This is a genomic window from Rhizobium johnstonii 3841 (genome assembly GCF_000009265.1).
GTDB lineage: Bacteria > Pseudomonadota > Alphaproteobacteria > Rhizobiales > Rhizobiaceae > Rhizobium > Rhizobium acaciae.
This window is the reverse complement of sequence record NC_008379.1, coordinates 269,040-290,448: the sequence shown is the minus strand read 5'-3', so window position 1 is coordinate 290,448 and position 21,409 is coordinate 269,040. Positions and strand designations below refer to the sequence as shown.

The following is a 21,409-nucleotide window of genomic DNA, read 5'->3' as shown; positions in this document are numbered from 1 at the left end:
ATGGCCGAACGATCGCAGCCTTCGGCAAATTACCGCAGCTGGCCTGTCATAACGGCGCTGACTATCGTCAGCCTGCCGCTGCTGCTGATGTATGTCTATCTCTTCCTCGACACCGTGACGGTGAAGCAGGCGGACGCGCTGCTGCCCTCCGGCTTGACGCTTAGTCACTGGCGATTCCTCTGGCAGACGACGGAGGGCAAGGCGAACATCTGGCAGGTGACTGTGAATACCCTGCTGTTTGCGGCCTGCACCACCAGCCTCGTGCTTATCGTCTCGTCGATGGCGGGCTATGTTCTGTCACGACTGAACGTGCCGGCGCGCGGCTTCTTCCTTGCCGGCGTCATGGTGCTGCATGCCTTCCCGTCGGTGACGCTGATCATCGCCATCTTCATCGTGCTGCAGATGATCGGCCTCTACAATTCGCTGATCGGCGTCATCCTGGTGAAGGCGGCGATCGACCTGCCGCTCGGCATCTGGCTGATGAAGGGCTTCTACGACACGGTGCCGTGGGAAATCGAAATGGCCGGTGTCGTCGACGGCGCCTCGCGCTTCCGGGTCTGGCGCAGCCTCGTCTTGCCGCAGGTCAAGCCCGGGATCATGGCGCTCGGCCTCTTCTCTTTCCTCTCCGGCTGGGGCGAGTTCATTCTGCCGCAGGTGCTGGCGCCTGGTAACCAGGTGCAGGTGCTTTCGGTCTATCTCGCGGCCTTCCTCGCCGACGACAACAACTATGATTTCAACATGTTCAAAGCGGTCGGCGTCTTCTACCTCGTTCCGGTGCTGATCGTTTACGCGCTCTTCAACAAATATCTCATGAACATCTATGGCGGCGGGAGCAAAGGCTGATGCGCATCCTCCTCGACAATTTTTCGAAGAGCTTCGGCTCCACCAAGGTCATCGAGAACATGACGCTCGAAGTCGGCAACGGCGAGATGCTGGCGCTGCTCGGCCCTTCCGGCTGCGGCAAATCGACGACGCTGTTTTCCGTCTGCGGCATCCACCGGCCGAGCGGCGGGCGCATCCTCTTCGGCGACCGCGACGTCACCGACCTGCCGAGCCAGGCCCGCAATGTCGGCGTCGTTTTCCAGTCCTATGCGCTCTATCCGCACATGACGGTTACCGAGAACATCGGCTTTCCGCTGAAGGTGAAAGGCATGCCGGCCGCCGAAATCCGCAAGGAAGTCGACCGCATCGCCGCCCTCGTTCAGATCGGCAACCTGATGGGCCGCAGGCCGGCCGAGCTTTCCGGCGGCCAGCAGCAGCGCGTGGCCCTGGCCCGCGCGCTGATCCGCAAGCCCGATGTGCTGCTGCTCGACGAGCCGCTCGCCAATCTCGACGCCAAACTGCGCCTCGAAATGCGATCGGAAATCCGCCGCCTGCAACGCGAAACCGGCATCACCGCCATTCTCGTCACCCACGACCAGGTCGAGGCGATGAGCATGTGCGACCGCATCGCCATCATGAAGGAAGGCGAGATCGTCCAGATCGCCACGCCGGCCGAAATGTACAATGATCCGAAGACCGCCTTCGTCGCCGGCTTTCTCGGCAATCCGCCGATCACCTTCCTGCGCGGCGTCGTGGACAAGGGCGCCTTCATCATCCCGCAAAGCGAGATCCGCGTGCCGCTGCCGGATTCTGTCGGTGCCGCCGACGGCACGAAGCTGATGCTCGGCGTCCGGCCGGAGCATTTTACGCCGGCAGGCGACATCGCCGTGCCGGGCAAGGTGACATTTGCCGAAACGCAGGGTCGCGAGAACCTCTACGACGTGGCTCTTGCCGGCGGACCGCTGCTGCGCTCGATCCAGCCGGTGCGCAGCGATATCCATGTGGGCGACGAGGTCCGCTGGGCGATCGACAGCCGCGGCGTGTTCATCTTCGACGAAAATGGCAGGAGGCTCTGATGGCCCGCGATTTCTCGGCATTTTTCGGACGTTACGGCTGGCCATCGGGCAAGGGCCGGCTTCCCTTCTGCATCGGCCATCGCGGCGCCAGCGGCCATGAACGCGAGAACACGATCGCCGCCTTCCGCCGCGCCACCGAACTCGGTGCGGAAATGTGGGAGCTCGACACGCAGCTGACCAAGGACGGCGTGGTCGTCGTCTCGCATGACGACCATCTCGAGCGCGTCTTCGGCATCGACCGCCGCATTTCCGAAATGACGGCGGCAGAGCTCGCCGGCCTCGACGGCGTCGACGTGCCGAGTTTTTCGGAGGTGGCCGCGCTCGGCCGCGAGACCGGGACCGGTCTCTATGTCGAGCTGAAGGCACCTGGGACCGGCATGCGCTGCTGGCAGCACCTTGCCAAGATGAATCAGCGTTTCGCCTGTCTCGGCTCCTTCGATACGGCGCAGGTGCGCGAACTTAGCGACGCGGCCTGCGATTTTCCGCTTTCGGTGCTGATCCGGGTCGGCCACGATCCGCACGCGCTCGGCGACGAGGCCGGCGCCGATATCCTGCATCTGTGCTGGGAGAGGGCAGGCGAACGTCCGCAGGATCTGGTGACCGACGCGCTGATGCACCGCGCCTTCGATGCGGGCCGCGAGATCGTGCTCTGGCACGAGGAACGGCCGGCCATTCTCGATGACCTCATGAAGCTTCCGGTTCTCGGCATCTGCACGGATCTGCCCGATCTGATGCGGCCATCGGCGGTCAAGGAAAAAGCAGTTGGCAGACAAGGATAAGGGACCGCGCAAGGTAACCTCCTTCGACGTGGCGCGTGTGGCCGGCGTCTCGCGCGCGGCCGTGTCGCGCGCCTTCACGCCGGATGCCAGTGTCTCGCCGAAGACGCGCGAGAAGGTCTATCAGGCCGCCAAGGAACTCGGCTACCGGGTGAATTATCTTGCCCGAAGCCTCACCAACAAACGCTCCGATCTCGTCGGCCTCGTCGCCGCTGGCCTCGACAATCCGTTCCGCACGCTGCAGATCGACAATCTGGCAAGGGTGCTGCTTGCCCGCAATTTCCGCCCCATCCTGCTCCCGACCTCGCCGGAGGCCGATACCTCGACGGTCATCGGCCAGCTGCTGCACTACGCCGTCTCGGGTGTCATCGTCACCTCGGACGCGCCGCCGACCGAGATTTGCGAGCAATGCGCCGCCGAGGGCGTGCCGATCGTGCTGATCAACAAGGGCAATGACATTCCCTTCGTCGACCGCATCATCTCCGATGATCGCATGGCCGGCCATCTCGCTGCCACCCACCTGATCGACAGCGGCGTGCGAAAGCCCGCCGTGATGGCCGCTCCTGCCATATCCTATACGGCGCGGCGGCGCAGCGAGGCCTTCATCGCACGCTGCAAGCAGCTCGGCGTCGAGGCGCAGTTCCTGCAGGTCAGGATCAACGACTACCGGAGCGGCTATGATGCGGCAGCCGAACTTGCCGCATCCGGCATAGACGGGCTGTTTTGCGCCAACGACTACATGGCCTGCGGCGTCATCGACCGCGTCATGCAGGGCCGCGGCCGCGATGATGCGCCACCGCTCTCCATCATCGGCCATGACGACATTCCTCAGGCGAGCTGGACCGCCTACGATCTCACGACCATCCGCCAACCCTGCGACGTCCAGGCCGAAAAGACGGTCGACCTGCTGATGAGCCGTATAGTCGAGCCGGACCTGACGGCGCGTGTCGAATTCACACCGGTGACACTGATCAGAAGAAGGACTGCCTGATGAATGCCGCTTTCGACGCCGACGCCATCCGCGCACGGGCGGAGGCCGCGATCACCGTTGCCCTCGAAGTCGGACGGGAAACGGCCCGGTTTCGGCACGACTCTGACCCCGGCTCGCTTGCCGTCGAGAACAAGGGATTGCAGGATTTCGTCACCATCGCCGACAGGAGGGCCGAGCAGGCGATCCGCGACGGCCTGCTCTCGCGCTTTCCGGATGACACCTTCATGGGCGAAGAAAGCGGCGGACGGTCGGGCGAGGGCGGCACCTGGGTCGTCGATCCGATCGACGGCACGACCAACTATATCAGAGGCTTCCGGCACTGGGGTGTCTCGATCGCCTTCGTCGTCGGCGGCAAGGTGGAGATCGGCGTGGTCTACGACGCCGCCGGAGACAAAGTCTTTCACGCCGTCCGCGGCAGCGGCGCCTTCAAGGACGGGCTTCCGGTGCATGCGGCTGCGACCGTCGATCCAGTCAATGCGCTTGTCATTCTCGGCCATTCCCGCAAGACGAGCTTCGACGACCATCTCGCGCTCTCGCGGCGGCTCCACGAACGCGGCATGGATTATCGCCGTATGGGCGCTGCCGCAATCGACCTCGTCCGCGTCGCCGAGGGTGCTGCCGATCTCTATTACGAACGCCACCTCAATGCCTGGGACATGCTTGCCGGCGCGCTGATCGCCGAAGAGGCCGGCGCGATGGTGGCGATGCCGCCGGTCGACAAGCTGCTTGCGCAAGGCGGGCCTGTCATCGCCCATTCGCCGGGGCTTGCCGGCGAATTCGCCTTCATCCTCGACATCGAGGGATTGGCGCCGGTCGCTATTTAGATGCGTTGATGCCAGGCGCGTTCGGTCGCCGGCGCCTCGTCGGTGGTGATCTGATCCGGCTTCAGGGCCATCAGCGCCGAGAAGTTGCGCCATTCGGCCTCGCTGAAGCCAGCCTCCGGATCCTTCAGAGTGAAAGTCCAGGCGTCGACGCGTTTGCCTTCGTCCCGGCAGAGCGCGATCATATCCAGCCCCGCATTGGCGGCATCAAGGATCAGCGGCCAGTGCAGATAAATCGTGTCCGGTTCGGTCGGGCCGCTGAGGTCAGCGCGCAGTTCCGTCTCGACCGCCTTCCAGCCGTTGGCCATCCTGATATCGTAGAGCTTGTTGGTCGGATCGATGCCGCGCAGGAGATGGGGAAGCTTCTCCTTGACCGCGACGATGAGGTCGAGACTGTCGCCGCTGACGATCACCGAGGCGGCGATATCGCGGAAATGCGCGGCCAGATGCGCGACGCCCCTGGCGCCGATCGCTTCGTAGCCGTCCTTCATGTCGAATTGCAGCAAGGCGGCTGGATGCGTCGATTGCATCATAGCGGCCAGGTCCTCGCTGAGGATCAGCGGCCGGTCGCCCTCTTGCATCCTGATATCGCTGAGGTCACTGCCGCTCTTTTCGGCGACCGCTCCATGTCCTGTCGTCTCGCCTTCGAGTTCCTTGTCGTGCAGCACGACGAAACCGCCGTCGGCGCGCACGCGCAGATCGAGCTCCATCGAGGCGCCCGCCGCAAAGCCCTCCGCCATCACTTCGGCTGAGAACAGCGGATCGGCAAACTGCTTGCGCAACCGGTGCCATTTCAGGCGGGTGCGATGCCCCTCATGCGAAATCTCCAGCCCCTGCGCATCCAGCAATCTCGTCATCTGCACCAAGTCTCCGCGATGCCACTTTCCTGCCTTGACGAGCCGTGATTATCAAGGGCCGAATACGGCTTTCATCGGGGTGCCGGAAAGTTTTCGTCAGGCCGGGCTACAGCGCCGCGCGTCTTTCCAGACGCGCAAAGGACATTGTAACACTTTGAATTGCTGCATAATTTTAGCCTCAAATCGGTTCCGATTTAAGGAATTAGGCAGTAGCGGCCTTATGGTCGCCGAGCGCCAGATACCTGTCGAATATCTCGCTGTCGGCCAGCAAGGGCGCGCTCTCGCCGGCGTAGCTGACAAGGCCACGCTCCAGAACCACGGTGCGATCGGTCAGCGGCAGGATCTTGCGCGCCTTCTGCTCGATGATGATCGCCGACATGCCTTCGCCGTCGATGATCTTCCGGAGTGCGGCCAGCAGTTCGTCGACGATGATCGGCGCCAGTCCTTCGAGCGGCTCGTCGAGCAGCAGCAGCCTCGGATTGAGCATCAACGCCCGTCCGAGCGCCAGCATCTGCTGCTCGCCGCCCGAAAGCTGGTTGCCGCGATTGAAGCGCCGCTCCTTCAACCGCGGGAACATCGAATAGACGCGCTCGACCGACCATGGGCCGGGGCGGGCGATCGCCGTCAGGTTCTCCTCGACGGTGAGCGACCTGAAGATGTTGCGCTCCTGCGGCACCCAGCCGATGCCGGCGGCGGCTCGCCGTTCCGGCCGCGTGCGCGTCAGATCGACACCGGCAAAGCTGATCGTTCCGGAATGATGGGTGGTGACGCCGACGATCGTGTCGACCAGCGTCGTCTTGCCCGCACCATTGCGGCCGAGCAGCGACAGGGACCGACCTTCATCGAGCTCGAAACTCACACCGCCGAGAACCCGGGCCTCGCCGTAGCCGGAAACGAGTCTGTCGATCCGCAAAAGCGCCGTCATGTCGCGTCCTCCCCGAGATAGACCGCCTTGACGCGCGGATCGGCGGCGATCTCGCCGACCGTCCCCTCGACCATCACCACGCCTGCGACCAGAACCGAAATGCGGTCGGCAAAGGAGAAGACGAGATCCATATCATGTTCGATGAGCACCACCGTCACCTCGGCGGGCAGGCTGCGGACGATGGCAAGGACCTCGCTGCGCTCTTCTTCGGCGACACCAGCCGCCGGCTCGTCGAGCAGCAGCACCCGCGGCCGGCTCGCAAAGGCAAGCGCGATTTCAAGAAGCCGCTGCTTGCCATAGGCAATCCGGCCGGTCTTCTCGCCCATGACCCCGGAAAGGCCGAAACGCTCCAGCAGGTCCACCGCCTCATCGGTCGCATCCAGATGGGCCGCCAGCGGGCGCCAGGCGGAGCGGCCAAAACCGTCCCGCTCATTGATCGCCAGCAGAACCGATTCCAGCGGCGTAAAGCCCGAAAAGAGCTGGTTAATCTGGAACGTGCGTGCGATACCGCGCCGCACGCGCCTGTGCGAGGAAAGGCTGGTGATATCCTCGCCGTCGACGATCACCTGTCCGGAGGTCGGCTTCAATACCCCGGTCAGCAGATTGATCAGTGTGGTCTTGCCGGCGCCGTTCGGGCCGATCAGCGCGTGGCGTGCGCCGCTTTCAACCGTCAGCGAGACATCGTTGGTGGCAGTGAAGCCGCCGAAACGCTTGACGAGATTGCGGGTTTCAAGCGCGACGGTCATCGGCTTTCTTTCAGTTTCACGCCAGGCCGCCATGTCGCCAGCCGCTTGATGCCGGCCTGCAGCGAGGCCGGCAGAAATGTGTGCCAGCGGGCGATGCGCTCGCGGCCAACGAGCACAATGGCGATCAGGATCAGGCCGATCCAGAACATCCAGTATTGCGGCGTGGAGACCGAGAGCCAGTCGCGCAGCACGGTAAAGATGACCGCGCCGATGATGCCGCCATAGAGATAACCGACACCGCCGATGACCAGAACCAGAAGCACATCCGCCGAGCGATGGAAGGCGAGGACATCGGGCGAAACGAAACTCGTCGTATGCGTCAGCAATGCGCCGGCAATGCCGGCATAGGCGGCGGCGATCGTATAGATGACGATGATCCGGTTCCTCGCCGGAATGGCGACCATCGCGGCGCGCATCGGATTGGCCTTGATCGCCCTCAGCGACAGGCCGAAGGAGGAGTTCACCAGATGCCGTGCGACAAATGTCAGGACGAAGAGTGCGGCGAGGCTGTAGACATAGCCGGTGCGGCCCCAGAGGTCGAACTCGAAAAGGCCGAGGATCGGCCCGATGGTGACGCCGCTGAGGCCATCCGCCCCGCCCGTCACCCATGCCATCTGGTTGGCGAGCTCGGCGAGCATCAAGGCGATGCCGAGCGTCGTCATCAGCCGCGTGAGATCCGAGCCTCGAAGGACGAGGAAGCTCGCCCCGAAGCCGGCAAGGCCGGAGACCGCGGCTGCGGCAAAGAGGCCGGTGACGGGTTCGGCGATGGCATATTTGGCAAAGAGACCTGCAGCATAGGCGCCGAGGCCGAAGAAGGCGGCGTGACCGAGCGAAACGATGCCGGCGTAGCCGAGCACCAGATCGAGGGATAAGGCAAATAGCGCGGTGATGGCGATTTCGGTGAGCAGCAGCATCTTCGAAGGCAGCACGAAGATGGCAACGACCGCCGCAATCCAGAGGACGATCTCATAGAGCCGCCAGGCATTGCCGCGGCGAAGCTGTTCGATGGCGCGTTTTCTCGCCTCGTTGCGCGCGTCGCTCATCGGCCACCCTCCCGCGAGAACAGCCCGTGCGGACGCAGGAGAAGCACGGCGACCATGACGCCGTAGATGACGAAGGCGCCAATCTGCGGCACGTAATATTTGCCCGCGACATCGGCGACGCCGAGCAGGAGGGCGGCAAGAAATGGCCCAGTTATCGAGGACGTGCCGCCGACGGTCACCACGATCAGGAAGTAGATCATGAATTTCAGCGGAAAATTCGGATCGAGCCCGAGAATCTCGGTGCCCATCGCGCCGCCGAGGCCGGCAAGGCCCGAGCCTACGGCGAAGGTCAGCGCGAAGACCGCCGAGACATTGATGCCGAGCCCGCGGGCGACCCTTCCGTCATCGACAGCGGCACGCAGCTGGCTGCCGAAACGGGTTTTCGTCAGCAGGAACTGCAGCGTGATCGTCAGAAGGATGCAGACAACGATGATGAAGAGCCGGTAGCGGCCGATGCCGACGCCGTAGAAATCCCAGCGGCCGGAGAGCTCCTGCGGCAGCTGGATCATCTGCTGCTGGCCGCCCATGAAATAATAAGCGCCGGCAATCGACATGAAGACCAGGCCGACGGAAAACAGCACCTGATCGAGATGCGGCTTGGAATAGAGATGCCGGTAGAGCAGGCGCTCCAGAACCAGGCCGGCAAGCGCGACTGCGAGGAAGGCGATCGGCAAACACCAATAGAAGGAAACGCCATAGCTGTTCATCAGGACGACAGTGATGTAGCCGCCCGCCATGGCGAAAGCGCCATGGGCGAGGTTGATGAAATTCATCAATCCAAGCGTGATGGTCAATCCGCAGGCGAGAATGAACAGCAGCATTCCATAAGCGATGCCGTCGAACAGAATAGTCAGCATGACAAACCCGACTTTCCAGGAGCAAAGCGGCGGAGCTGGCTCCGCCGCATCTTATCGTAAAGCTTACTGACCGGCCTTGACCGGGTCCTTCACATCCTTGTAGGTCGCAAATTCGACGTTCTGCAGTTCGCCGTTCACGTCCTTGACTTCGCGCATATAGATATTCTGGATGATATCGCGGGTCTGCGGATCGATGGAGATCGGTCCGCGCGGGCTCGTCCAGGCAAGGCCCTTCATCGCCTTGATCAGCGCCGCACCGTCCGCATCGCCCTTGGTGGCTTCGAGCGCGGCATAGATGGCATGCATGCCATCATAACCACCCATCGCCATAAAGTTCGGGCGCATATTGTTGTTGGCGGCCTTGAAGGCCTTGACGAATTCGGCGTTCTCAGGGCTGTCGTGTGCAGCCGCGTAGAAATGCGCCGTGATGGTGCCCAGCGCAGGCTTGCCCATGCCGTTCAGGATGTCGTCGTCGGTAATGTCACCGGTTCCGATCAGCTTGATGCCCGCTTCGGCAAGGCCGCGGTCGACGAACTGCTTCATGAACAGCGAGCCGACGCCGGATGGCAGGAACACGAAGACCGCATCCGGCTTGGCGTCGCGCACACGCTGCAGGAAAGGCGCGAAATCCGGATTCTGCAGAGGAATACGCACGGCCTCGACGACCTCACCGCCCTTTGCCTTGAACTCCTTGGTGAACCAGGTTTCCGCATCGATGCCCGGGCCGTAATCGGTCACCAGGGTTACGACCTTCTTGATATTGTTTTCATGCGCCCAGCGCGCGACCGGCACCGAATATTGCGGCAGGGTGCCGCTGGTGCGAATGAAATATTCCGATGCCTGGGTGATCGACGAGGTAGCGGCGGCCATGACGACGGCGGGCACCTTGGCCTGCGTGATCACGGGCGCGACGGAAAGCGCCAGCGGCGTCAGTCCGAAGCCGGCAAGCGTATTGACCTTGTCGTTGACGATCAGTTCCTGGGCGATACGGCGGGTCTGGTCGGCTGTGCCGGCATCGTCGCGCACCACGAGTTCGATCTTCTTGCCGGCGACGGTGTCGCCATGCGCAGCGATATAGGCTTTGGCGCCGGCCTCCACCTGGCGGCCGGTCGATGCGAAGGGGCCGGTCATCGGCAGGATGAGACCTACCTTGAATGTATCCTCGGCATAGGACGGCAGGCCAAGGCCGGCCGACATGACAAGCCCCGCGGACAGGGCGATCAGACTTCTTCTGGCAATCACGGCTTTCTCCTCCTTTTACCGGCGATCTGCGCGATCCGCCGGCCTCCTCTTTCTCCAATCGGCATTCTCGTCGGTCAGCCGGGGGCCTCCTCGCCCTCGATCGCCGGCCGCGTCTCACGTCGATATCAGTGTCAATCCCGGAACGCGGGTGATCAGGCTGCGATCCTCTTCCATGACGAATTCCAGATTGTGCCGCGCAAGGCGCGCATGTTCCCGCGCCAGCGCCTCGGCGCGGGTGCCTTCACGCATCTCGATCGCCGAAACGATGTCGCGGTGCTGACGCTGCGCATGCACGAGCGACAGGCGGAAGGCGAGCACGTCCTCCTGCTTTTCCAGAAAAGCGCTCGGCGAGGCAAAGGGCAGTTGCGTCGCCCGTTCCACCTCGCGCCGCATCATCTCGCTGCCCGCAAGACCGGCGAGCATGGAATGAAATTCCGCATTGAGCTCGACATACTGGTCAAACAGCATGTCCTCCGGCCGATCGCGAAAGCATTTGTCGAGCTCGAGGATCAGACCCTTGATCGCCTTGAGCTTGGCTGGCGTGACACCGCGTTCGGCGGCGAGACGCGCCGCGGTGCCCTCAAGCACACCACGCAGCTCGATGGCGTCGAAAACATCCGCGGTGGTGAAACCGCGCACGGCGTAACCGCCGGAGGGGATCTGCTCGAGCAGGCCCTCCTGTTCGAGACGCGCAAGCGCAGCGCGCAGCGGTGTGCGCGAAATGCCGAGCTTTTCGGCGAGCCAGACTTCCGAAAGACGTTCGCCCGGCGAGACTCCGCCGCCGAGCACGAGATCACGCACGCCAAGAAGGCCTTTCAAGGCCTGGCTGTCGCGCTTGCGATCCACGGTTCTCTTTTCCGCAACCATCTCCCGTTCCATCCCGAAATTTGCGGTCCGCGGCCTATTCGGGCGCTTGGGCCTTCACGTGTCGCGGACGATATTCCCCATTCCTTTCCGAAAAGAGTACGACGTGTATACCAACGCCTGTCAAGTGATTATTACATGATCAATGCCACATCATTTCATATCAATATGGTTATCGATATGACTACATTTTGGTATTTTTTCGCGATATTCGTTATGTCACTTGATGGCGGCACAAATTTCGGCCTATCATTGTATACAGCCTGGACACACATAAATCCCACAGGGTGAGGAGAGAGGCTTATGATGATTGCGCCGCAAAGCGAGAGCCGGGAGGAGGCGCTGCTTGCCGATCTTCTCTCGCATTATTCCATCGAGGTGACGTCGCGGGACCTCCAGTCGCTGGAGAGCATGACGGCCACCCTGCAGCAGGGTTGCGAGGTCTTCATCGCCCATCTTCCGAAGGAGGACATCGGCCTTCTGGTAAGGGCCGCGGCGGGGCTGAGAGATGCCGGTTTCGTGCCGATTCCCCACATCGTCGCCCGCAACATCCGAAACCGCCTGGAACTCGACACCATGCTTGCCCGGCTTTCTGAGGAGGCCGGCGTCCGCCATGCGCTCGTCCTCGGCGGTGATCGCGACGATGCCGCCGGAGCCTTCGGCTCCAGCCTGGAACTGATCGAAACAGGGCTCTTTCAGGCATATGGCATCGACCGGATCGCCATCGCCTGTTACCCGGAAGGGCATCCCCGGATCGCCGGCGCCATCCTCGATGCGGCACTGACGGCAAAGATCGATGCGGCTGCACTTGCGGGGCTCGATGTGTTATTGGTGAGCCAGTTCCTGTTCGATCCGAAACCGCTCCTGAACTTTGCAAGGCGGCTTCGCGAACGGGGCGTGACGGCGCCGCTGAGCGTCGGCATCGCCGGGCCGGCCAGCCGCACAAAGCTTCTCAAATACGCGCTTCGCTGCGGCGTCGGCGCATCCTTGCGGGCGCTGCGCGAAAGAAGCGAGATCGCCCGCAACGTACTTTCGGGCGAAACACCGGAAGAGTTGCTGATGGAGATTGCCGCAGCACAGGCCACCGAACCGGATCTCGGCATCAGCGGCGTGCATTTCTTCACCTTCGGCGATCCGGCCCAATCGATCCGCTGGGCAGAGCAGCAGGTGGATCGCTGACTGAAACCGGCTGCAAGGCCTCGACAAGCATCTTTTCAATGGGAGGAATATCATGACGAAACAGAGCCTCGAGCAGAAGCTGAATGCCACCGGCAACACGGTGGATATGCTCCGCAATTCGCAGATCGGCGCCTATATCTATCCTGTCGTACCGCCGGAATTCAGCAACTGGCGCGACGAGCAGCGCGCCTGGCGCGAAACCGCCGTGCTCTTCGACCAGTCGCACCATATGGCCGAACTGATGATCGAAGGGCCGGATGCGCTGAAGCTCATCTCGCATCTCGGCATCAACAGCTTTGCCAATTTCCCGGTCAATCGCGCCAAGCAATTCGTGCCGGTTAGCCATAGCGGCCATGTCATCGGCGATGTCATTCTCTTCCATCTGGCCGAAAGCCAGTATCTCATCGTCGGCCGCGCACCGACGATCAACTGGGTAGAGTTCCACGGGCAGACCAGCGGCTACGACGTGAAGCTCGACCGCGACGACCGGTCACCATCGCGCCCCGGCGGCAAACCGGTCGTGCGCCGGCGGTACCGCTACCAGATACAGGGACCGAACGCCTGGAAGATCCTCGAAAAGGTCAACGGCGGACCACTCGCCGACGTCAAGTTCTTCAACATGGATACGATGAACATCGGCGGGCGCCGCGTGCGCACGCTGCGCCACGGCATGTCAGGCGCGCCCGGCCTCGAGATTTTCGGACCCTATGAAGAAGGTGACGAGATCCGCAACGTCATCCTGGAAGCGGGCGAAGAATTCGGCCTGCGCCAGGTCGGTGCTCGTGCCTATGCGACCAACACGCTGGAATCCGGCTGGATTCCATCGCCGCTGCCGGCGGTGTATACCGACGAACGCATGAAACCCTTCCGCGAATGGCTGGGCGCCGACAGCTATGAAGCGACCGGCTCGATCGGCGGCAGCTTCGTCTCCGACAATATCGAGGACTATTATCTGACCCCGTACGAACTCGGCTATGGCCCGTTCGTCAAGTTCGATCACGATTTCATCGGCCGCGCGGCGCTCGAAAAGATTGCCGATAAGCCGCATCGCAGGAAGGTGACATTTGCCTGGAACCAGGACGATGTCGCCAAAGTCTTCCAGTCGCTGTTCGACCCCTCCGCCGATAACTACAAGTATATCGATCTGCCGCTATCGAACTATGCTTCGTCCAACTACGACATGGTAGTGAAGAACGGCAGGACGATCGGCTTGTCGATGTTCTCAGGCTACAGCCACAACGAACGCACCATGCTTTCGCTCGGGACCGTCGAGCCTGATGTAGAGGTGGGCGACGTGCTGACCCTCGTATGGGGCGAGCCGGACGGCGGGACCCGCAAAACCACCGTCGAACGTCACAGGCAGCTTGAGATCCGCGTCAAGGTCGCGCCGGTTCCTTATGCTCGCGATGCGCGCGAAGCCTATGCCGACAGCTGGCGCACCCGGCAGACGGCGTAAGCAAGGGCGCCCTGAAAGCGGATTCGTCGATGCTGCTTTCCCGCTCCTGAGAGCATTCTCTCAGGAGCGGTAGGCTGCGGATATCGCCTCCGAAGCGGCTGCTATGTCCGAGGGATGGCCAGCCTGCCTGAGGGCCGCACCATACGCCACGACATTCGAGAGCACCGTCTGGAATGCAGCGCGCGGCCCAGTATGGTTCAGCCGCATGAGGCGGGCTGGCGCGGTTCCGACGCCTTCGGTCAGCTCGACCCCTAGCTGTCCGGCGGCTGCGATCAGCGCGGCAGGCGCCAGTGCCTTCGGCACCGGCACCGCCGTCACCAGGTTCGAAGCCTTTGCTGCCGGTACCCAGGCCGGGGCTCCGAGTGCGGCAAGCCCTGCCCGTGTCGCCGATGCCGCCAGAGCATGGCGGGCGACGACATTCTCCAGGCCTTCAGCCTCGATGCGGTCGAGCGCCTTCTCCAGCGCGAAGAATTCCAGGGGCGCCGGTGTTCCCGGCAGGCCACGTCGGCCGCCATCGACCCATGACTTCTGATCCGCCAACGACAAGATCGAATCGCGCGGTGCGCCATCTCTGAGAATGAGATGCCAGGCGCGGCCGCTGACCGAGAGCGCCGACACGCCGGCCGGTCCGCCGAGCGCTTTCTGCGGACCGATCACTGCGATGTCGATGCCGAGATCGTCGACATCGAGCCGGTGGCCACCGACCGAGGCGACCGCATCGACGACGGTGACGACGCCGCGAGCCCGGGCAAGCGCCAATATCTCCGGCAGGGGGTTGAGACTGCCGCTTGCGGATTCGGCATGAACCAGCGCCAGCACATCGATGTGAGGACCGGCATCGAGCGCTTTTGCAACGGCTTCGATCTCGATCGGCAGGCCCGGCTCGGCGACGATATCCCTGACCGTCGCGCCACCCCGCCGCAGCCATTGCCCGAACCAGCCGCCATAGGTGCTGGTGATGATGTTGAGCGCTGAAAGGCCGGGGCGCGCAAGGCTGACCGCCGCCGCCTCCAGCGCCACCACCGCTTCTGCCTGCATCAGCACTATGTCGTTGCGGCTGCGCAGGATACCGCCGATCCTGTCGGCAAGGACGGCGTAGCGCTCCGCGGGATAGGAGGGCACGCCATGCAGGGGATTCCAACCAAGATCGGACATGGATAGTTCCTTCAGCAAGGATCGGTCACGAGACGGGGGACTGCGGCAACGAGTGCGCGGGCGGCCTCCGATTGCGGCGCGGCAACGACCGCCGCTGCCGGGCCGACCTCGACGATCCGCCCGCCATCCATGACGGCAATGCGGTGGGAAACGGCGCGGACCACGGCAAGATCGTGCGAAATGAACAGACAGGCAATGCCCTGTTCTTTCTGCAGGTCGACCAGAAGCTCCAGGATCCTGCCGCGCACGGTCACATCGAGCGCCGAGACCGCCTCATCGAGCACCAGCAACGAGGGCCGTGTCGCAATCGCTCGCGCAATCGCCACACGCTGCCGCTGGCCGCCGGAGAGTGCCCGCACCGGACGGCCGGCATGATCTGCGGTGAGACCGACACGCTCCAGGAGCTCGACGATCTCCCCGGGGCGCCGGTCTTTTGCGACGCCGTGGATGCGAAGCGGATCGTCGAGCACTGCACCAACGCTCGCCAACGGATTGAAGGCGGCGAGCGGATCCTGAAACACCATCTGCATACGTGCCCGCCGGCGGCGCAAAGGCGCGCCGTTCAGCGCGAGCCAATCCTCTCCCTCGAAGCGAATCGAGCCGGCATCGGCAGCAACAAGCCGCAGCAGGATGCGCGATAGCGTCGATTTTCCACTGCCGGAGGCGCCGACGAGGCCGAGCGTTTCCCCGGCCGCGATGGTCAGCGACACATTGTCGAGGGCGGCGACCCGACGGCCGGAGGAGGAAAACCCCTTCGACAGGTTTTCGATGGAAAGCAGCCCGTCGTTCATGACGCCAACTCTTCGATCAGCGGCGGCGTCGCGAGGTCGCGATGGCTGGCGATCAGGGCGGCGGTATAGTCGCTTTTCGGCGCCGAAAGCACCGAACGGACGGGACCTGCCTCGACCAGCCTCGCATTGCGGAAAACGGCGATGCGATCGACGAAGCCGGAGGCCAGCGCGATGTCGTGGGTGATGAAGAGCAGCGTCATGCCGTCCTCGCGCACCAGCCCGTCGAGCAGGCGGACGATCTCGGCCTGGACTACGACGTCGAGCGCGCTGGTCGCCTCGTCGGCGATCAGCAGCGCAGGTCTCGCGGCAATGGCCGCCGCAATCGCCACGCGTTGGCGCTGGCCGCCGGAGAGCTGATGCGGAAAGGCCCGCATCGCCTTATCAGGCTGCGGTATCCGTACCCGCTCAAGCAATTCCTCGGCCCTGGCATAGGCCTGTTTCCAGCTGAGGCCGAGATGGCGCCTGACGCCCTCGGCGATCTGCTCGCCGATCGTCAAAACGGGATTGAGGCTGGAGCCCGGATCCTGGAAGACGAAGCCGAAATCGCGGCCTGGGCGGGGCGGATGGCCAAGGCCGGGCCAAAGTATCTCGCCGCCGACCTTCGTCCCCTCCGGCAGCAGACCGGCAAGCGCGCGGGCAAGCGTGCTCTTGCCGGAGCCGCTTTCGCCGATGATCGCCAGCCTTTCGCCGGAGGCGATATCAAGATCGATATGGTCGAGCGCGGCTGCACCGCTGCTGCCGCGCCCATAGGTGACCGAAAGCTGTCGCAGGCTCAAAAAAATCCCGCTCATGCCGCCCTCACGCCGTTGTCGCCAAGCGCCTTGCCCAGACCCTCGCTGAAGAGATGGACGCCGAGCACGGTCACGGCGAGTGCCGCACCCGGTATGACCGAGAGATAGGATGCCGAACGCAACACGCTGCGGCCCTCTGCGATCATCGAACCCCAGGTGGCAATATTGGGATTGCCGAGACCCAGGAAGGAAAGCGCTGCCTCGGTGAGGATCGCACCGGCGACGATGGTGGCCGAAAGCGCCAGCACCGGCGGCAATGCATTTGGCAGGATTTCCCGGAAGGCGATCTCGGCCGGATGCATGCCGATCACCCTTGCTGAGGCGACATAATCCTGCTCGCGGATCGCAAGCACCTGCGCTCTCGTCAACCGCGCCGGATCGGCCCAGGTGCCGAGTGCGATGGCAAGGACGACAACCGGCGTCGAGACGCCGATGGTGCTGACGAAAGCGAGGGCGAGCAGGAAAGCCGGCATGATCTGGAAGGCGTCGACCACGCGCATCAGCGCCTCGTCGACGAGCCCGCCGGCAAAACCGGCCGCAAGGCCGACGCAGAGCCCAAGCACCATGGCCGCAAACGCCGCCGCCAGGCCAACGGCAAGCGAGGTTCTGGCACCATAGAGTAGGCCCGCCAGCACGTCGCGGCCGAGACGGTCGGTGCCGAGCGGAAAACCCGGATCGGTGAACGGCCCCAGCAGGGCGCGGCCGGCAATTTTCAGCGGATCGCCCGGCGAAATAACGGGAGCGAGCAGCCCGGCCACAAGCAGGACGAGAAGGATCGCAAATCCTGCCGCACCTTCCGGCTTGCGCAGCAGCCGCCACAGCCAGCTCATGCGCCGCCCTCCGATGCGCCGATGCGCGGGTCGAGTGCGGCATAGACGAGATCGACGAGGAAATTGACCGAGATGACCAGGACGGCGCTGGTGACGATGATGCCCATCAACAACGGCGCGTCACGGCCGTTGACCGCCTCCTGCGCCAGCCGCCCGAAGCCCGGGATTGCAAAGATGCTCTCGATCACCACGCTGCCGCCGAGCATGGCCGCCGATTGCAGCCCGAGCATGGTGACGAGCGGCAGCAGCGCGTTGCGCGCGACATGGCGCAGCACGATCCGGCTCCGCGACAGACCCTTGGCCCGGGCGAAGAGCACGAAATCAAGCTTCCAGGCCTCGGCCATGCTGCTGCGCATCACCCGCAGGAACAAGGCGAGATAGATCAGCGCCAGCGCGCCGACCGGCAGAACCAGATGATCGGTGATATCGAGCGCGCGCGAAAATCCTGTCTTGCCGGAAGCGATCGTCTCGACGCCGGCGATCGGAAACCAGCGTAGCTTCACCGAAAAGGCGATGCTCAGCACCAGGCCGAGCCAGAAGCTCGGAATGGCATAGACGATCAGCGAGCCGATCGACAGCAGCCGATCCCGCAGACCGCCCGGCCGCGCCCCGGCAAGGATGCCGAGCGCCGAGCCGAGGCCGAAGGACAGCGCCGTCGCACTGCCCATCAGCAGCAGCGTATTGGGCAGGCGTTCGGCAATGAGCGCACCGACCGGCCGGCCGAAGGCGACCGACCAGCCGAGATCGAAGCGTGCGAGTGAGGAAAGATAGAGCCAGAGGCGCGCGAACATCGATTGGTCGAGGCCGTAGCTCTCGCGCAGCGACTGCCTAAGTGTGGCATCGCCGCCGCCGATCGAGCCGAGATAGGCGTCGACAGCATCGCCCGAGGCGGATTCAAGCAGGAAAAAGGTGAAGATCACCACGATCAGCAGCACTGGAATGCTGCTGATCGCCCTGCGCCTCAGGAGGATGATTGCACGTCTCACGCCGGACAGGGCCTCTGGAAGAGAATTGCCGCCGATCCTATCACGATTGCAGCGCCGTATCGCCCCAGTTCGAGACGGCCCAGCGCGGATTTTCCGCGACGTTGAGCACGCTGTCGCGCGCGACGGTGATGAAACCCCATTCCGCAACGTTGATCAGCGGCAGATCGGCGACGACGAGCTGCTGGAACTTGCGGTAGAGATCGGTGCGCGCCGCCGTGTCGACAGTCTCCGAGGCCTGCTTGATGATCTTGTCGAGCTCCGGATTGACGTAGCCGCCTTGGTTGGAGAAGGGCACGCCGGCTGGCGTGCCGGACTGGACGAGAATGGTGGTGGAGATCGCCGGATCGCCACGGAAGACCGGCGGGCCGACGGCGAGGTCGAAGTCGTGGTCGGTATAGACTGCCTTTTGATGCGCGGCCGCATCGACATTGACGATTTCGGCATTGATACCGATGACGGCGAGGGCCTGACGAAGGTAGTCGCCGAACTGGCGGGTCTCGTTGAAATAGGGCGCGGGGCGGAGCTTCAGCGTAAAGCGGTTGCCGTCCGGGCCTTGGCTGTATCCTGCCTTGTCGAGGATGTCGTTGGCCGCCGCCGGGTTGAAGTCATAGGCGGCGACATCAGGCGTGTAGAACTGCGGCGCATTCTTCGGCACCGGGCCGGTCGAGGCGGCGGCATAACCGAGGAAGATCGTGTCGACCACGAATTTCTTGTCGATCGCCTGGGCGATCGCCTGGCGTACCCTGAGATCGGCCAGTTCCTTGCGGCGATGATTGATCTCGACGACGAGCTGATAGGTCAGGGCCTCGTAGCCCTTCGAGATCACCTTGATGCCGGCGACTTTCGAGATGCGGTCGAGATCGGCGAGCGGCACGGCCGAAAAGGCGGCAAGCTGGATTTCGTCTGCTTCGAGTGCTGCACCCGCCGACTCGCGATCGGGCAGCACGCGGAAGATGATCTCGTCGAGTTTCGGCTGCTCCTTGTCCCAGTAATTCTCATTGCGCGTCAGCCGGTAATATTCGCCGGGCTTGTGTTCGGCGAACTTGAAGGGCCCTGTGCCGACGAGCGTGTTGTTGGCCGGATTGGTGGCGATGTCAGTGCCGTCGAAAATGTGCTTGGCAACGACGCTGGTCACTACAGGCAGGGCGTTGCGGATCAGTTGGAACGGCGTCGGCTTGGAGAAGCGGAAGATGGCGGTGTAATCGTCGGGCGTATCGACGGCTTCGAGATTGGCGAAAACCAGGCGGCCGAGATTCTGCAGCGGCTTCCAAATGTTGAGCGCTGAGAAGGCCACATCGACCGAGGTGAACGGCTTGCCGTCGTGCCAGGTGACGCCGTCGCGCAGTTTGAAGGTGACCGAGAGGCCGTCATCCGAGCCCTCCCAGGAGGTGGCGAGGCGCGGTGAAAGCCCGTCCTTGCCGTCGAACGACGCTTCGGCAAGCGGCTCGATCACCTTGCTGGCGACGAAGAAGACGCCGTTCGAGGCGACGATGGCAGGGTTGAGGTTCTTCGGCTCGGAATCGGCCGCAACGATCAGCCGGCCGCCGCCGGACGCGGTCTGCGCGAGCGCCTGCCGGGCGAGCGCCGTCGAGGCAAGCAGCAGGGCAGTGCCCTTCATCAGCGTGCGCCTGGAGATAGATGGTACGGTCATGACCCCTCCTGGTCGGTGAACAATTCGCCAGACTATATTCGAAGCGAAAAGATCATTGCGACGGATATTAAATTCAAATGCGCGAGCCGGGCGAGATATTTTTCTGCCCTGTGCGCATTCGCCTGAGCAATCACTGCCGGTCAGCCGCCGGCGGCAAGCCTGACCGGTTATCCGGCGAGGTTGCGATAGGCCGCCCCCGGATGCGGCGCGACGAGCCGCGGCCCCGCTCCCCCAAGCTTTTCCCGCAGCGTTCCCTTGGCGTAGTCGGTCTTGTAGACGCCGCGCTTTTGCAGTTCCGGCACCAGCAGATCGACGGCATCCTCGAAGCTCTCGGGCGTCACGGCATAGGCGAGGTTGAAGCCGTCGACGTCGGTATCCTCGATCCATTCCTGCATGAGGTCGGCGACCGTCTGCGGCGAGCCGACGAAGACAGGGCCGAAACCGCCGATGCCGACCCAGTCGGCCATTTCGCGCACCGTCCATTCCTTGTTGGGATCGATTGTGGTGAAGGTCTCGACGGCCGATTGCACCGCATTGGTATGGCGGTGCCGCAGCACTTCGTCCGGGCCGAACTGGCCGAAATCGATGCCGGTCCAGCCGGAGATCAGCGTCAGCGCGCCCTCGAAGGAGGCATATTTGCGGTATTCGTTGAACTTCCGCTGCGCTTCAGCATCGGTCTCGCCGAGGATCACGGTCTGCAGGTTGAAGGCGAGGATTTCGCGCGGGTTGCGGCCGACGCGTTCGGCCGCCTCGCGGACATTAGCGACGTAACGCTTCAGCACGGGCTTCGACGGCGACGCGACGAAGATGCACTCGGCATGGGCGCCGGCGAAATCCTTGCCGCGGCTGGAAGCGCCGGCCTGGTAGAGCACCGGCGTGCGCTGCGGCGAGGGTTCGCTCAAGTGAATGCCGGGCACGTTGAAATGCTTGCCGGAATGGCGGATCGGGTGGACTTTTTCCGGATGGGTGAAGATACCGCTTTCCCGGTCGCGGACGACGGCGCCGTCCTCCCAGCTTCCCTCCCAGAGCTTGTAGCAGACCTCGAGATATTCCTCGGCGAGGTCGTAGCGATCGTCATGCTTGGTCTGCGCCGGCTGGCCGATATTGAGCGCACCGCTGTTGAGGTAGGAGGTGACGATATTCCAGCCGACGCGCCCCTTGGTCAGATGGTCGAGCGTCGATATGCGGCGGGCGAAGGTGTAGGGGTGCTCGAAGGAGAGCGACGCCGTCAGGCCGAAGCCGAGATGTTCGGTCTCGTAGGCCATGGTTGGAATGAGCTGCAGCGGATCGTTGACCGGTACCTGCGCCGAATGGCGAAGTGCCGCATCGACATTGCCGTTCAGCACATCGTAGAGGCCGAGCACGTCGGCGATGAACAGCCCGTCGAACCTGCCACGCTCCAGCGTCTTTGCCAGATGCACCCAGTAGTCGAGATCCTTGTAGGTTGAGGACTTGTCGCGCGGATGGCGCCAGAGCCCCGGCGACTGGTGTCCGACGCAATTCATGTCGAAGGCGTTCAGCCTGATTTCGCGGGTCATGTTTTCTTCCTC

General features: G+C 63.4%; 21 protein-coding genes. 7 read left to right on the top strand and 14 right to left on the bottom strand.

What is annotated here, in order from left to right; translation table 11 throughout:
* From RL_RS27170 to RL_RS27150, 5 genes are read left to right on the top strand one after another with little or no spacing between them, the layout of a single operon-like run.
* The gene (locus RL_RS27170) at positions 1 to 843 is read left to right on the top strand and encodes a carbohydrate ABC transporter permease (protein ID WP_003549234.1); all 843 of its coding nucleotides are present in this window, start codon (positions 1 to 3) and stop codon (positions 841 to 843) included.
* A complete protein-coding gene (locus tag RL_RS27165) occupies positions 843 to 1,898 on the top strand; it encodes an ABC transporter ATP-binding protein (protein ID WP_011649783.1) in 1,056 nt (351 codons plus the stop codon). The genes RL_RS27170 and RL_RS27165 overlap by 1 nt, the downstream gene beginning before the upstream one ends.
* Positions 1,898 to 2,677, top strand: a complete 780-nt coding sequence (locus tag RL_RS27160) for a glycerophosphodiester phosphodiesterase (protein ID WP_011649782.1) — start codon at positions 1,898 to 1,900, stop codon at positions 2,675 to 2,677. Before RL_RS27165 ends, RL_RS27160 begins: the two co-directional genes overlap by 1 nt.
* Entirely contained in the window at positions 2,661 to 3,665 is a 1,005-nt protein-coding gene (locus RL_RS27155; RefSeq protein WP_011649781.1) for a LacI family DNA-binding transcriptional regulator, read from the top strand. The genes RL_RS27160 and RL_RS27155 overlap by 17 nt, the downstream gene beginning before the upstream one ends.
* Entirely contained in the window at positions 3,665 to 4,489 is an 825-nt protein-coding gene (locus RL_RS27150; protein WP_011649780.1) for an inositol monophosphatase family protein, read from the top strand. The genes RL_RS27155 and RL_RS27150 overlap by 1 nt, the downstream gene beginning before the upstream one ends.
* On the opposite strand, the gene RL_RS27145 is transcribed toward RL_RS27150, so the two are convergent.
* The 7 genes from RL_RS27145 to RL_RS27115 form a co-directional block, all read right to left on the bottom strand.
* The gene (locus RL_RS27145; protein ID WP_173364457.1) at positions 4,486 to 5,343 is read right to left on the bottom strand and encodes a glycerophosphodiester phosphodiesterase; all 858 of its coding nucleotides are present in this window, start codon (positions 5,341 to 5,343) and stop codon (positions 4,486 to 4,488) included. The genes RL_RS27150 and RL_RS27145 overlap by 4 nt on opposite strands.
* A 202-nt stretch (positions 5,344 to 5,545) precedes the next feature.
* A complete protein-coding gene (locus RL_RS27140) occupies positions 5,546 to 6,268 on the bottom strand; it encodes an ABC transporter ATP-binding protein (RefSeq protein ID WP_011649778.1) in 723 nt (240 codons plus the stop codon).
* A complete protein-coding gene (locus tag RL_RS27135) occupies positions 6,265 to 7,014 on the bottom strand; it encodes an ABC transporter ATP-binding protein (protein WP_011649777.1) in 750 nt (249 codons plus the stop codon). The genes RL_RS27140 and RL_RS27135 overlap by 4 nt, the downstream gene beginning before the upstream one ends.
* On the bottom strand, positions 7,011 to 8,057 hold the full coding sequence (locus RL_RS27130; RefSeq protein WP_011649776.1) for a branched-chain amino acid ABC transporter permease: 1,047 nt from the start codon (positions 8,055 to 8,057) through the stop codon (positions 7,011 to 7,013). Before RL_RS27130 ends, RL_RS27135 begins: the two co-directional genes overlap by 4 nt.
* Positions 8,054 to 8,914, bottom strand: a complete 861-nt coding sequence (locus RL_RS27125) for a branched-chain amino acid ABC transporter permease (RefSeq protein ID WP_011649775.1) — start codon at positions 8,912 to 8,914, stop codon at positions 8,054 to 8,056. Before RL_RS27125 ends, RL_RS27130 begins: the two co-directional genes overlap by 4 nt.
* Before the next feature lie 63 nt (positions 8,915 to 8,977).
* The gene (locus RL_RS27120; RefSeq protein WP_003549244.1) at positions 8,978 to 10,156 is read right to left on the bottom strand and encodes an ABC transporter substrate-binding protein; all 1,179 of its coding nucleotides are present in this window, start codon (positions 10,154 to 10,156) and stop codon (positions 8,978 to 8,980) included.
* A gap of 114 nt (positions 10,157 to 10,270) precedes the next feature.
* Positions 10,271 to 11,035 carry a GntR family transcriptional regulator gene (locus tag RL_RS27115; RefSeq protein ID WP_011649774.1) on the bottom strand — a complete coding sequence of 255 codons (765 nt, stop codon included), beginning with the start codon at positions 11,033 to 11,035 and terminating at the stop codon, positions 10,271 to 10,273.
* 288 nt (positions 11,036 to 11,323) lie between these two features.
* Between RL_RS27115 and RL_RS27110 the strand changes: the two genes are divergently transcribed.
* Both RL_RS27110 and RL_RS27105 read left to right on the top strand, forming a co-directional pair.
* Positions 11,324 to 12,199 (top strand): methylenetetrahydrofolate reductase, encoded by an 876-nt coding sequence (locus RL_RS27110; protein WP_011649773.1) that lies wholly within the window; start codon positions 11,324 to 11,326, stop codon positions 12,197 to 12,199.
* Between the two features lie 52 nt (positions 12,200 to 12,251).
* Positions 12,252 to 13,655 (top strand): vanillate/3-O-methylgallate O-demethylase, encoded by a 1,404-nt coding sequence (locus tag RL_RS27105; RefSeq protein WP_011649772.1) that lies wholly within the window; start codon positions 12,252 to 12,254, stop codon positions 13,653 to 13,655.
* A 60-nt stretch (positions 13,656 to 13,715) separates the two neighbouring features.
* On the opposite strand, the gene RL_RS27100 is transcribed toward RL_RS27105, so the two are convergent.
* The 7 genes from RL_RS27100 to RL_RS27070 all read right to left on the bottom strand — a co-directional run bounded on the left by RL_RS27100 (position 13,716) and on the right by RL_RS27070 (position 21,397).
* Positions 13,716 to 14,810, bottom strand: a complete 1,095-nt coding sequence (locus RL_RS27100) for an aminotransferase class V-fold PLP-dependent enzyme (RefSeq protein WP_041936786.1) — start codon at positions 14,808 to 14,810, stop codon at positions 13,716 to 13,718.
* 11 nt (positions 14,811 to 14,821) lie between these two features.
* On the bottom strand, positions 14,822 to 15,601 hold the full coding sequence (locus tag RL_RS27095; RefSeq protein ID WP_011649770.1) for an ABC transporter ATP-binding protein: 780 nt from the start codon (positions 15,599 to 15,601) through the stop codon (positions 14,822 to 14,824).
* Positions 15,598 to 16,392, bottom strand: a complete 795-nt coding sequence (locus tag RL_RS27090) for an ABC transporter ATP-binding protein (RefSeq protein WP_011649769.1) — start codon at positions 16,390 to 16,392, stop codon at positions 15,598 to 15,600. Before RL_RS27090 ends, RL_RS27095 begins: the two co-directional genes overlap by 4 nt.
* Positions 16,389 to 17,222, bottom strand: coding sequence for an ABC transporter permease (locus RL_RS27085; protein WP_011649768.1), 834 nt, complete (start codon positions 17,220 to 17,222; stop codon positions 16,389 to 16,391). Before RL_RS27085 ends, RL_RS27090 begins: the two co-directional genes overlap by 4 nt.
* Positions 17,219 to 18,208 (bottom strand): ABC transporter permease, encoded by a 990-nt coding sequence (locus RL_RS27080; protein WP_011649767.1) that lies wholly within the window; start codon positions 18,206 to 18,208, stop codon positions 17,219 to 17,221. Before RL_RS27080 ends, RL_RS27085 begins: the two co-directional genes overlap by 4 nt.
* Before the next feature lie 40 nt (positions 18,209 to 18,248).
* Complete coding sequence (locus RL_RS27075) at positions 18,249 to 19,859, bottom strand: ABC transporter substrate-binding protein (protein ID WP_011649766.1); 1,611 nt, start codon at positions 19,857 to 19,859, stop codon at positions 18,249 to 18,251.
* A gap of 167 nt (positions 19,860 to 20,026) precedes the next feature.
* The gene (locus tag RL_RS27070; RefSeq protein WP_011649765.1) at positions 20,027 to 21,397 is read right to left on the bottom strand and encodes an LLM class flavin-dependent oxidoreductase; all 1,371 of its coding nucleotides are present in this window, start codon (positions 21,395 to 21,397) and stop codon (positions 20,027 to 20,029) included.
* Between the last annotated feature and the right edge of the window lie 12 nt (positions 21,398 to 21,409).

What these genes read in the sequence shown, in the direction of transcription:
- RL_RS27105 (WP_011649772.1), top strand. Translation starts at nt 12,252, where the DNA reads ATGACGAAACAGAGCCTCGAGCAGAAGCTGAATGCCACCGGCAACACG.
- RL_RS27070 (WP_011649765.1), bottom strand. Translation starts at nt 21,397, where the DNA reads ATGACCCGCGAAATCAGGCTGAACGCCTTCGACATGAATTGCGTCGGA.
- RL_RS27075 (WP_011649766.1), bottom strand. Translation starts at nt 19,859, where the DNA reads ATGACCGTACCATCTATCTCCAGGCGCACGCTGATGAAGGGCACTGCC.
- RL_RS27170 (WP_003549234.1), top strand. Translation starts at nt 1, where the DNA reads ATGGCCGAACGATCGCAGCCTTCGGCAAATTACCGCAGCTGGCCTGTC.
- RL_RS27145 (WP_173364457.1), bottom strand. Translation starts at nt 5,343, where the DNA reads ATGACGAGATTGCTGGATGCGCAGGGGCTGGAGATTTCGCATGAGGGG.
- RL_RS27095 (WP_011649770.1), bottom strand. Translation starts at nt 15,601, where the DNA reads ATGAACGACGGGCTGCTTTCCATCGAAAACCTGTCGAAGGGGTTTTCC.
- RL_RS27100 (WP_041936786.1), bottom strand. Translation starts at nt 14,810, where the DNA reads ATGTCCGATCTTGGTTGGAATCCCCTGCATGGCGTGCCCTCCTATCCC.
- RL_RS27150 (WP_011649780.1), top strand. Translation starts at nt 3,665, where the DNA reads ATGAATGCCGCTTTCGACGCCGACGCCATCCGCGCACGGGCGGAGGCC.
- RL_RS27160 (WP_011649782.1), top strand. Translation starts at nt 1,898, where the DNA reads ATGGCCCGCGATTTCTCGGCATTTTTCGGACGTTACGGCTGGCCATCG.
- RL_RS27090 (WP_011649769.1), bottom strand. Translation starts at nt 16,392, where the DNA reads ATGAGCGGGATTTTTTTGAGCCTGCGACAGCTTTCGGTCACCTATGGG.
- RL_RS27115 (WP_011649774.1), bottom strand. Translation starts at nt 11,035, where the DNA reads ATGGAACGGGAGATGGTTGCGGAAAAGAGAACCGTGGATCGCAAGCGC.
- RL_RS27130 (WP_011649776.1), bottom strand. Translation starts at nt 8,057, where the DNA reads ATGAGCGACGCGCGCAACGAGGCGAGAAAACGCGCCATCGAACAGCTT.
- RL_RS27110 (WP_011649773.1), top strand. Translation starts at nt 11,324, where the DNA reads ATGATGATTGCGCCGCAAAGCGAGAGCCGGGAGGAGGCGCTGCTTGCC.
- RL_RS27085 (WP_011649768.1), bottom strand. Translation starts at nt 17,222, where the DNA reads ATGAGCTGGCTGTGGCGGCTGCTGCGCAAGCCGGAAGGTGCGGCAGGA.
- RL_RS27140 (WP_011649778.1), bottom strand. Translation starts at nt 6,268, where the DNA reads ATGACGGCGCTTTTGCGGATCGACAGACTCGTTTCCGGCTACGGCGAG.
- RL_RS27165 (WP_011649783.1), top strand. Translation starts at nt 843, where the DNA reads ATGCGCATCCTCCTCGACAATTTTTCGAAGAGCTTCGGCTCCACCAAG.
- RL_RS27135 (WP_011649777.1), bottom strand. Translation starts at nt 7,014, where the DNA reads ATGACCGTCGCGCTTGAAACCCGCAATCTCGTCAAGCGTTTCGGCGGC.
- RL_RS27125 (WP_011649775.1), bottom strand. Translation starts at nt 8,914, where the DNA reads ATGCTGACTATTCTGTTCGACGGCATCGCTTATGGAATGCTGCTGTTC.